This window comes from Psychrobacter sp. AOP7-B1-24 (genome assembly GCF_052376215.1).
In the GTDB taxonomy this organism is placed as follows: Bacteria; Pseudomonadota; Gammaproteobacteria; order Pseudomonadales; family Moraxellaceae; genus Psychrobacter.
This window is the reverse complement of sequence record NZ_JBQSVL010000236.1, coordinates 1-283: the sequence shown is the minus strand read 5'-3', so window position 1 is coordinate 283 and position 283 is coordinate 1. Positions and strand designations below refer to the sequence as shown.

Annotated in this window: 1 protein-coding gene; it reads left to right on the top strand. The window is 39.2% G+C overall.

The annotated features are described in order from the left end of the window. The coding region (locus ACT3QP_RS15170; protein ID WP_444526080.1) for a DJ-1/PfpI family protein at window positions 1–283 on the top strand (283 nt) is incomplete at both ends.

The window sequence follows — 283 nt, the reverse complement described above, 5'->3', positions numbered from 1 at the left end:
GTGAATGCTGATACTATCCGTGGTAAAGAAAATGCTCATCGTATTATCAAGGCCATCAACGAAGCAGGAAAGCCATTAGCTGTTATTTGTCATGCTCCTTGGGTGCTAATCAACACAGGTATTGCTAAAGGTAAAACACTTACTGCCTATCCTACGCTTCAGACGGATTTAGAAAATGCTGGTGCAAAATACGTAGATAAAACAGTGCAAGTGGATGGTAATCTTATTACTTCGCGTAACCCAGACGATATTTCCAATTTTGTTGATGCTATAGATAAAGTAC